We start from the raw sequence: 9522 nt of genomic DNA, 5'->3' as shown, positions 1-9522 counted from the left end.
AAATTTTTTCATTCAGCTTTAGAATTTTTACGATTTGCAGCATCGCGTCCAGATCCGCTTTAATATCCTTTGCGATGCGAGCATTGAGTATCGGCTGATCCAGGCTCGGCTCGAAACTATCGGCGCCTCGAGCTATAGCGATGTAAATTTTATTTTGCTTGAAGCTCAGCGAGATATCGGATTTTACGAGCTGTTTAAGAGATAAAATTTTCTCCATTAGCATGGGCGTCAGGACATACATAACCGTCATTGCGTCGTTTGCATAGATCGTAAAATTTTGATTGAAGTCCGCGTTATCTATCGGGATTTCGCGACCGCCCAATAGTTTGTGTTGCAACTCAGACGGCGGCAGTGTCGTATTCGAGAAAACAAAAACGTCGGAACGGATTTTTTTATTAAAATTTGCCACGAAAAAGGGTCCTTCGAAAAATGTGGCGTAATTATTTTTAAAAATAAATGGAATTCCCGTGCCGATGTCCTTTTCCAGCCTTATGTCGCAAAACATAAAATCCACGCCGTCCACGTTCGCGCAAACCAGATCATCCGCGCGAAATCTATAAAATCCGCCAAATATCTCGCTTTGCCTTACCTCTTTTTCCTAAAAAAGCGCGCCCATTTTATACGAAAAGCCTAGGCTCTCGATATAAGGCTTGAGATAAAGCTCTTTGTAGCGCATCAAAAATCGTTCGGTTTTGCGCTCAAAAATCCACTCGTAAAATTCATCTCTCGTACTGATTATTGCCAAAATAGACGCGACTAAAAGAAATAAACTTTTTATGCCAAGATCAAGTTTGGGAAAATCGCGAAAGATGATTATCAATGCTAGCGCAAGCATCGGACCGAAAACCGCAAACGCTACGAGATAACTTAAAATTTTCCAAAGCTTGCGACTTTTCTTGAGCCGTTTGCGCTGCTTTTCTAAATCTATGACGGTTTTAATATCCACGCTCAACCTCTATTTATTAAATTTAATGGCGCAAATTGGCAGCACAGCGTAAATCTGCGCCCGATACGGCATATGCCGCTTGGATGCCGCCACATTTTACAGCTGCTTGCGCGAGCCGCGCGCAGTGAAATTTGCCGCCAAGCTTAACTTGCAGTATAAATCCCGTGATTAAAAAACTTATTTCAGCAGCTCGTTTGCATACGCTCGCACGCTCGCGTCCACCGCCGCAAGCGCATCCGCATCCGTTACGCTAGGCGAGTTAAATTTCTCCGCGCACTTTAGCACCACGTGCGCAATGTCGGTGAAGCGGCACCGCTGCTGCAAAAACGCATTTACGCCTGCTTCGTTCGCGGCGTTGATAACGACGCCGAGATCGGGGTTTGCTAGCAGCGCGTCTTTGAGGGTAAAGATTTGAAATTTCATCTCGTCGATCGGTTTAAGCTCTATCGGTTGCAGGGCGCATAGATCCACGGGTGCGGTGATCTGCTCCCGTACATCGCCACTAAACATCGCGTGCGCGATAGCTAGGCGCATATCGGCCCTGCTAATGTGCGCCGTCGTAGAGCCGTCTGTGAATTCGACTAGCGCGTGGATCTGCGAGGTGCGCTCAATGAGCGCATCGATCTCGCGCATGCCGTAGAGCCAAAACGCCTCGATCACCTCAAAGAGCTTATTCGCCATCGTGGCGCTGTCGATCGTGATCTTTGCGCCCATCTTCCAGTTGGGGTGTTTTAGGGCGTTTTGCGGCGTGAGCGAGCCCAGCTGCGTTAGCGGAACGTCGTAAAACGCGCCGCCGCTAGCCGTGATGATTAGGCGCGAAACGGGGGTTTTGGCATTGCTAAGTAAAAATTTCAGTCCGAAATGCTCGCTGTCGATCGGGTAAATTTTATCCGTTTGCAGAAATTTCCCGCCGACGACCAGGCTTTCTTTGTTGGCGAGACAGAGCCTCTTTCCGAGCTCTTGGGTCTTTAGGCTGGGCATCATGCCTGCAAAGCCTACGAGAGCGTTTACCACGGTCGTGCTTTTGCACTCCGCAAGCATCTGCAAAATTCCATCCGTGCCGCAAAATACGCGCTCGTGATCTACCTCGCTTTTTTGCTGCGCGTCCGCGATACAGACGAGCTTTGGGTGAAATTTTGCGATCTGTTCGTTTAAAAGCTTGATATTGCGCCCGCAGCTAAGCGCTTCGATCATACTACCGCTACGCGCGGCTACGTCTAGGGTGTTTGTACCGATAGAGCCCGTGGAGCCTAAAACTACCATGAATAGACTATCGCCATCGCGATCGCGCCGAACATATAGCCGTCGATGCGGTCCAAGATCCCGCCGTGTCCGGGAAAGAGCGCGCCACTGTCTTTAAGACCCGCCGCGCGCTTTAGGTAGCTTTCAAACAGATCGCCGAATACGCCAAAAATTGCTATGATGATGGTTTTTCCTAAAATTTCAAGCGGCGGCATATTGGTAAAGATGCGCGCATAAATGAGGCTAACGATAAGCGCGAGCGCAAGACCACCTAGTACGCCCTCTACGGTTTTATTCGGCGAGCTAGCGCTTAGCGGGGTTTTGCCAAAGGCTCTTCCGATAAAATATGCGCCGCTATCGCTAGCTACGATAATAAAGATCAGCCAAACGAAGTGAAAAACTTCCCCGAAATCATCGTAAGCCGCCCACATAAAAAATATCGGCGCAACGGGATAGATGAAAGGAAGCGTGATCTTCAGGCTAGGACCCTTGGTAAAGGCTACGACAGAGGCGACGCATAGGATCATTAGGATGCTAACTTTTAGCGCTGAGACGAAAGGCTCATCGGTCTGCGTAAATGGTAGCAGCGCAAAAAACGCGATCGCCAGCGCGAGCCACTTTTTGCTAGTTTCCTCTAGACCCCATAATTTGAGGCTTTCAAAAAACGCCAGCACGAGTATCAGCGCAAATACGGCGAAATTTAGCCACCTGGCGTTTATTAGAATTAGAGCTAAAAATACGGCGAGTAAAATGCTTGCCGTGATTATTCTTTGCTTCATAGAATTTCCTTAAAATTTATTTTGCGAATTATACATCAAGCTCGCTTATTGCGGCTTTAAAACGCTGATTGTTTTGAAATTTACGTAGTTTACGAAGGCGCCTTCGTTGATTTTGACATTTTGACGTTTGGTGTAATCGACGAGATATTTTCCGCTGCCGCTTGCACTGAAGCTCACGCAAATTTTAGCGGCGAATTCGATCACCTCTTCGCTTAGACTTTGCTTATTTGTCTTTACGATGACGTGTGCACTTGGAATGTCCTTAAGATGAAACCAATAGTCGGATTTGGAGCTATTTTTTAGTAAGAACTCATTGCCTTTTTCGTTTTTACCGACGCTGATTTTAAAATCCCCGAGATAAAAGTTCGCTACATATTCGCTATTTTTTTCCTTACTTTTTTGCCTAGTTTGCGTGCGCTTAGGCATTAGAATTTCGATCTCGTGTGCATCCTGTGCAGCAAGGACGAGCGATTTTAAATTCTCATAAAACGCGAGTTTCTCCTTTAAATTTTGCTCTTCGATATGGATATTAGCAGCCTTTTGGCGCAGACGCTTTGCCTCGGAGTAAAGCTCGCCCAAAGTGGCGCTTGCAGGCTTTTGCAGTTTAAATTCTACCGCTTCGGCGTCTCCTTTTTGCAGCGTAAATTCTCGCGCGCTAGTTGGAATTTTATAGATATTTTCTTTTAGCAAGGCAGCTTTCGCACCTAAAAGCTCGGCGCTTCGCAGTAGTTCGGTGCTGCTTTGCAAAGAGCCTAAAGCCTCACGCACCGAGTCTAGCTTTTTATTTAGCGCCGTGATTTTTGCGGATTTGAGCGAGTTTAAGCGATCCGCATTTAGCGCGTTAAATTCCGCGCGAAAAAATGCTCTAAAGTCCGAAATTTTTGGCACGGGGGCTTCTTTAATATTTGCAGGCGGTAGGTGGCGGAGCTTTCTTCCTACCTTGATCTGCCTAAATTCCGTCTCGAAGTGCCGCAGTGCCTCTAAAATCACATCATTTTCGTCGGTGATTATTACGTTTGTAAAACGCCCGGTAAATTCGAAGTAGATATTTGAGCTTTGGGTTTTGTAGCTTGCGTTTTGGCTTACGCTAAGGCATAGAATTCTATTATTTTCTGGCACGCTAACGGAGGTGATGCGCGATTTTACAAAGCGCTTGGCAAGTAGCACATCAAAGGGCGCCGCGTAAACCTTACCTTCGGTAAAAGCGTCATTTTCGTGGATATTGCAGCCTGATTTATTCATATCAAAAAACAGCGTCTCATTGCCGTCAAAGCAAACTTTAAAAAGGTTATCTCCTACGCGTTTAATGTGCGAAAGGAAGCGTTTGGCGCGTAGATACTCGCAAATTTGAATTAAATTTTGATACTTCATACGCGTTAAAATTTCTCTTTGTGGATTTTGGCTAAATTTAACTTTTGCAGATCGTGAGGGCTCAGGCGCTGTTGCGGCACGCCGAGGGCCAGTATCGCTTCTGCTTTAAAATTTAGCGGAAAGCCCAGTGCCTCGCGCAAAAACTCCTCGCAGCTGCGTCTGTCCGCGGCGGTACGCAGCCTCACCTGCACCCAGCAGCTACCGAGATTTAGCGCGCTTGCGGCAAGGTGCATGTAACCTAGCGCTACCGAGCAGTCCTCGATCCAGACGTCCTGCTTCTGCTCATCTGCGATCACGACGATCGCGGCCGAAGCCTGTTTTAGCATATTCGCTCCGCTGCTGCGACATCCGCTTAGTCGCTCAAGCATCCGTTTGTCGCGCACGAGGATGAACTCCCACGGGCGGCGTGCATGCCCCGACGGCGCAAGCAGGCCCGCTTTTAAAATTTTATCCAGCGCCTCGTCCTCAAGCGGCTTAGGCGCGTACTTTCTTACGCTTCTGCGATTTGCAAAAATATCTAAAATTTCCATCGTCTCGCTCCTTGCGGCTTAATTATACATAAAATTGCAAAAATTTATGATTTTTTAGCTAAAATCGCGCAAATTTAACCGATACGAAGGAGATTTTATGAAGCAGACGATCACGGAGAAAATTTTTAGCGAGCACGTGGGCGAGGCGGTTTTTGCGGGACAGATCATCGAAAGCGCCATCGATATGGTCATCGGCAACGACATCACGACGCCGATTTCGATCAAACAGTTTGAGCTTAGCGGCGCAAAAAAGCTCGCCAACCCGGACGGCTTTGCGATCGTAATGGATCATTACATCCCCACGAAAGACATTTTAAGCGCAAACCAAGCTAAAATTTCACGCGAGTTTGCTTACAAGCACGATTTAAAAAATTATTTCGACGAAAAGGATATGGGTATCGAGCACGCGCTGATGCCTGAAAAGGGGCTCGTAGTACCCGGTGATGTCATCATCGGCGCGGACAGCCATACCTGTACCCACGGCGCGCTTGGGGCATTTGCGACGGGCATGGGCAGCACCGATCTAGCTTTCGCGATGATAACGGGCAAGAATTGGTTTAAAATACCGCCTACGATCAAAGTGGTCTTTTGCGGCAAGCCCGCGCCACACATCTACGGCAAGGATCTTATTTTAGAGGTGATCCGCCTTATCGGCGTGGACGGTGCGCGCTATAAGGCTTTGGAGTTCTGCGGCGACGCGCTTAAGCACCTGGATATGGATAGCAGATTTTCGCTTTGCAATATGGCGATCGAAGCGGGCGGCAAGAGCGGTATCGTCGCGGTCGATGAGATCACGAAGGAATTTTTGGCAGATAAAAATTTGCGCGCCGAGCCGAAATTTCACTACTCCGACGAGGGCGCGAACTACGAGCAAATTTTGCAGATCGACGTTAGCAAGCTTGATCCGGTGATCGCATATCCGTTCCTGCCTAGCAACGGCAAGAGCGTGCGCGAGGCGGTGCGCGATGACATCGCCGTCGATCAGGTCTTTATCGGCAGCTGCACCAACGGCAGACTCTCCGATCTGCGGATCGCCGCGCAAATTTTAAAAGGTCGCAAGGTCGCGCGCAAAACCCGCCTCATCATCACGCCTGCGACGCAAAAGATCGCTCTGGCCGCGCAAAAAGAGGGGCTGTGGGATATTTTCGTCGAAGCCGGCGCAGTCGTGAGCAACCCGACCTGCGGTGCGTGCCTGGGCGGATATATGGGGATTTTGGGCGTGGGTGAGCGCTGCGTAAGCACGACTAATCGAAATTTCGTCGGTCGCATGGGCGACAGAACAAGCGAAGTATATCTGGCAAACTCCGCCGTCGCCGCAGCTAGCGCCGTCGCAGGCAAGATCGCCGATCCGAGGGATTTGTAGGTTTAGGATTTAAAACTTAATGGCAATACGGTTTGTTTATATACGACCTAGTGGACTTGATTGTTTGATCGCGGTGTAGACGCCAAGCACCATAAACACAGCAAGAGCCATGTATGTAGCGAGAAATACGGCAGTCCAGCGAAAAAAGATCAAGCAGGCTGCGACTAAATGCAGATACGCGACAAAGCCTGCTAGCAAACCGCCTGAGATCACCCAAAATACGCAGACTTTACTCGCGGGTAGGCGAAATTTGACCTCGTTTGCCATAAAAACCGTCGGTATCAAAAGCGAGACGCTAACGAGGTTGTAAATTTAGCCTACGACTACGCGGTAAACTGGCGCAAAGACAAGCTTACACAGAAGGAAAATATCAAAGCGATTTTTGAGCTAGCGAAGTAAATTTGAGAAAATATATTTGATTAAATTATCAGTCATTGCTTTTGCGCTTTCAATTTTATGTTCAAATTTGGTGAATTTTAAAATTTAAACCAGGTCACGGAAGCACGATGTGAAGTAAATTTTACTCCTTTAAAATAATAAATCCAAACAGCGAGCCCAAAAAAGTAGTCCAAGCAGTAGAATGCCAGCTTTAACTTTGAGATCGAGATTGGAGTATTCATTAAAATATATGCAAAACCGAATGATTGCCAAAAATTGCAATAATCACGCTGATAGCAAATTTTAGGTCGGTGTAGCCTCTATTGTACGTTGCATCTTTGGCTTTTGAGTCGCCACCCCTTAAGCTCAACTTTAGGCATAAAGATAGGCAACTTGCCGACCTTAATGGCAACATAGATGTCAAGTGCCATAAGCACAGCAAAAGTCACGCGTAAAACGAGAAATACCACAGTCTGCTGAAAAATCAAGCATGTTCCAGCCAAGTACCAAATGCGCGCAAAATCCTAAAGGCGAACCGTCTGCGATCGTTTAAAATACGCGGATTTTACTTACCAGCAAGCGGTTTTTTGACCCTATTTACTACAAAAGTCGCAATCATGACTCACACATAAACCACCAATCAGTATTGGTTCCTCAAGGCAAGTGAGTAGATTTTCGCACTAAAAAGCCCTGAAAAACTTGCCGCTCCAGGGCATTGTTTCGCCCTCAACCACTCAGCTGTTATCAAAAATTTCGAAATACGCAGTCGCGATGATAGATAAAACAACCGTCGCCTGCTTGACATTCCAGAAATTGGTTAGATATTTCGTTCTAAATTCTTAAATATTTTTATAAAATTGAAATTGCTCAAGTCTTGAGACTAAAATTTGAGATTTACTTCGCATTTATAAGGTTATCTGAATATCCCAAAAATGTGATCGTTAAACTTGATACTATTTGGCAATTATGATTAAGTAATATTAAATTATAAGTAAAGCATCTTAACTAAATGAATCATATTTGCATTATTTGGTTGAATATATCTTGTTTTAATTTATAAAGAGGTTCATTTTTTTCTTTCATTATTTTAAATTCCCAAAATATGAGATTTTTTATATATTCCTCATCTAGATTTAATGCCTTTGCCATATCATTGATATTAGATTTTCTATATTTTTCATACTTTTCATATATATTATCAAATATCTCAGTATGATATGAATAAATTTTACTAATACACATATTTTCTATCCATTCGTACTCATTTTTATTAAACTCATCTAAGTTAATTATGTAGATATATTTATTTATGATATCTACCTCAAATTTAATCTTTTTAAAAATCTCTTGAGTATTTTTAAAGTCTATGCTTGGATCTATATCTTTTTTAAGTCTTTGATTGCAAAGAAGGCAACCTGGGATTAAATTATCAATAGTTATGCTTAGATAATAATGTTTACTTTTGGGATAAAAATGATCTAAATCGGGCCTTATATACTTATCATTTATTTTAATTAAAGATACATATCCTGCTCTACAGTATGGACAAAGCTGATAACCCTTCAATGAAATTATATCTTTTGCAAATTTTTTAGATATTATATTCTCGTAAGCTTTATGATAAACAATTTTTATCTCATTTTCTTCTTGTTGAGTTAGCTTTGTGTTTCTCAATGTTTGAATCTTAATATCTATTTTATCATGCTTTAGATCAATCATATCTCTTGATATATAGCCATAATCATCAAAGCCAAACATTTTAATTTTATCATCTATATTTATATTCTTAAGCCTATATGTATCATTTTTAACACATTCGTAGATATTGTCTATAATTTCAGCTCTATTCAATGCTTTTCCTTTTTTAAAATTGATAGTCTATCTATTAATAATTTTAGATGATTTCTTATTGCTTCTTCACCGATATTATTAATTATAGCCTTAGATCGTTTCAAAAAGCCTTAATTATCTTTTTTCCACTCTGCTACACATTTTAAATCAGTAGATTTTTCTTTTATACCTATTCTATCAATATATTTTACTAGATTGCGTATTTTTAAATTTTTCTTTCTATACTTTTCTATAATAAGATTAAGCAGTTGATTGTCATTCCTCTTTGCCATTTCGTATGCATATATCAGATTTATGGAATTTGAAAAATTTTCTATAAATTTTCTACTAAATTCACCCATAGTATATTCTATAAAAAACTTATCTTTATAAATATCAAGTATATTTCCTCCAAAGCTATTATTGTCTTCATCTATATTGTTTATTCCGAGATATACTGTATTTTGACTTAGAATATCACTTAATATAATTGGCGAATGGGTCGCCACTATGAATTGTAGTTTTATATCTTTAAATTTACCAAAAAATCTATTTATATTATCAATAAATTGGCGTTGCCATTCCGGATGAAGATGTAACTCTACTTCGTCTATTAAAATTATCACTGTTTTAATGTATTCGGTATCACCTGTCCTTGCTTTGAGAGCTAATATCTTATCGTATATGTTGAATAAATAAGAAAGCATAGTCTTTTCTTCAGAGCTAAGCCTTAAATAATTAATTATTTTTTCATTTTTTATTAGATTTATCTTAAACTCAATTATTCCTTGGCTTTCTAGAAAACTTATATATTGTAGTGTTTCGTAAAAATATTCTGTATCAGAATCTTGAAAATTATCAATTTTTTCTATCAGAAATTCATAATACTTCTTACTATTTTCTCTATTCATAACAATCGACTCTATAGTCGTAAAACGATTTGAATTAAAGATTTGCCTTACACTCAAGACATCATTATCTAAAATATTTTTTAACAATGCATCAACAGCATTATTAGTATCTAAGTCGGGAAATTTAGTTATAGCTAATTTTAAAAATCTTTTAAAATTAGAAAATTTACCA

General features: G+C 42.3%; 9 protein-coding genes and 1 pseudogene. 1 reads left to right on the top strand and 9 read right to left on the bottom strand.

Features of this window, described 5'->3' with window-relative positions; translation table 11 throughout:
* The 6 genes from Q0600_RS07560 to Q0600_RS07535 all read right to left on the bottom strand — a co-directional run.
* Positions 1 to 505 (bottom strand): DUF3137 domain-containing protein (locus Q0600_RS07560; RefSeq protein WP_298758782.1); only part of this gene is annotated, 505 nt, incomplete at its 3' end.
* Between the two features lie 93 nt (positions 506 to 598).
* On the bottom strand, positions 599 to 946 hold the full coding sequence (locus Q0600_RS07555; RefSeq protein ID WP_298758779.1) for a hypothetical protein: 348 nt from the start codon (positions 944 to 946) through the stop codon (positions 599 to 601).
* Positions 947 to 1123: 177 nt separating this feature from the next.
* Positions 1124 to 2209, bottom strand: a complete 1086-nt coding sequence (dxr, locus tag Q0600_RS07550) for a 1-deoxy-D-xylulose-5-phosphate reductoisomerase (RefSeq protein ID WP_298758776.1) — start codon at positions 2207 to 2209, stop codon at positions 1124 to 1126.
* Entirely contained in the window at positions 2203 to 2967 is a 765-nt protein-coding gene (locus Q0600_RS07545) for a phosphatidate cytidylyltransferase (protein WP_005872778.1), read from the bottom strand. The genes dxr and Q0600_RS07545 overlap by 7 nt, the downstream gene beginning before the upstream one ends.
* A gap of 45 nt (positions 2968 to 3012) precedes the next feature.
* Positions 3013 to 4338, bottom strand: coding sequence for an NFACT RNA binding domain-containing protein (locus Q0600_RS07540; RefSeq protein ID WP_298758773.1), 1326 nt, complete (start codon positions 4336 to 4338; stop codon positions 3013 to 3015).
* Between the two features lie 5 nt (positions 4339 to 4343).
* Complete coding sequence (locus Q0600_RS07535) at positions 4344 to 4868, bottom strand: nitroreductase family protein (RefSeq protein ID WP_298758770.1); 525 nt, start codon at positions 4866 to 4868, stop codon at positions 4344 to 4346.
* A 97-nt stretch (positions 4869 to 4965) separates the two neighbouring features.
* Between Q0600_RS07535 and Q0600_RS07530 the strand changes: the two genes are divergently transcribed.
* Positions 4966 to 6231, top strand: coding sequence for a 3-isopropylmalate dehydratase large subunit (locus tag Q0600_RS07530; RefSeq protein ID WP_298758767.1), 1266 nt, complete (start codon positions 4966 to 4968; stop codon positions 6229 to 6231).
* A 75-nt stretch (positions 6232 to 6306) separates the two neighbouring features.
* On the opposite strand, the pseudogene Q0600_RS07525 reads toward Q0600_RS07530, so the two are convergent.
* The 3 genes and pseudogenes from Q0600_RS07525 to Q0600_RS07515 all read right to left on the bottom strand — a co-directional run.
* A pseudogene (locus Q0600_RS07525) lies at positions 6307 to 6495 on the bottom strand (hypothetical protein); the annotation flags it as partial.
* A 1128-nt stretch (positions 6496 to 7623) separates the two neighbouring features.
* Complete coding sequence (locus Q0600_RS07520) at positions 7624 to 8460, bottom strand: hypothetical protein (protein WP_298758761.1); 837 nt, start codon at positions 8458 to 8460, stop codon at positions 7624 to 7626.
* A 110-nt stretch (positions 8461 to 8570) separates the two neighbouring features.
* A partial coding sequence (locus Q0600_RS07515; RefSeq protein ID WP_298758758.1) for an AAA family ATPase occupies positions 8571 to 9522 on the bottom strand: 952 nt, incomplete at its 5' end.

The organism is uncultured Campylobacter sp., from assembly GCF_938041645.1.
GTDB lineage: Bacteria > Campylobacterota > Campylobacteria > Campylobacterales > Campylobacteraceae > Campylobacter_B.
Note: the sequence above shows the minus strand (reverse complement) of the source record. Positions and strands in the feature narration are given on the sequence as shown.

Bases quoted from the DNA above. Each gene is read 5' to 3' on its own strand.
- dxr (WP_298758776.1), bottom strand. From the start codon at position 2,209: ATGGTAGTTTTAGGCTCCACGGGCTCTATCGGTACAAACACCCTAGAC.
- Q0600_RS07545 (WP_005872778.1), bottom strand. From the start codon at position 2,967: ATGAAGCAAAGAATAATCACGGCAAGCATTTTACTCGCCGTATTTTTA.
- Q0600_RS07540 (WP_298758773.1), bottom strand. From the start codon at position 4,338: ATGAAGTATCAAAATTTAATTCAAATTTGCGAGTATCTACGCGCCAAA.
- Q0600_RS07535 (WP_298758770.1), bottom strand. From the start codon at position 4,868: ATGGAAATTTTAGATATTTTTGCAAATCGCAGAAGCGTAAGAAAGTAC.
- Q0600_RS07530 (WP_298758767.1), top strand. From the start codon at position 4,966: ATGAAGCAGACGATCACGGAGAAAATTTTTAGCGAGCACGTGGGCGAG.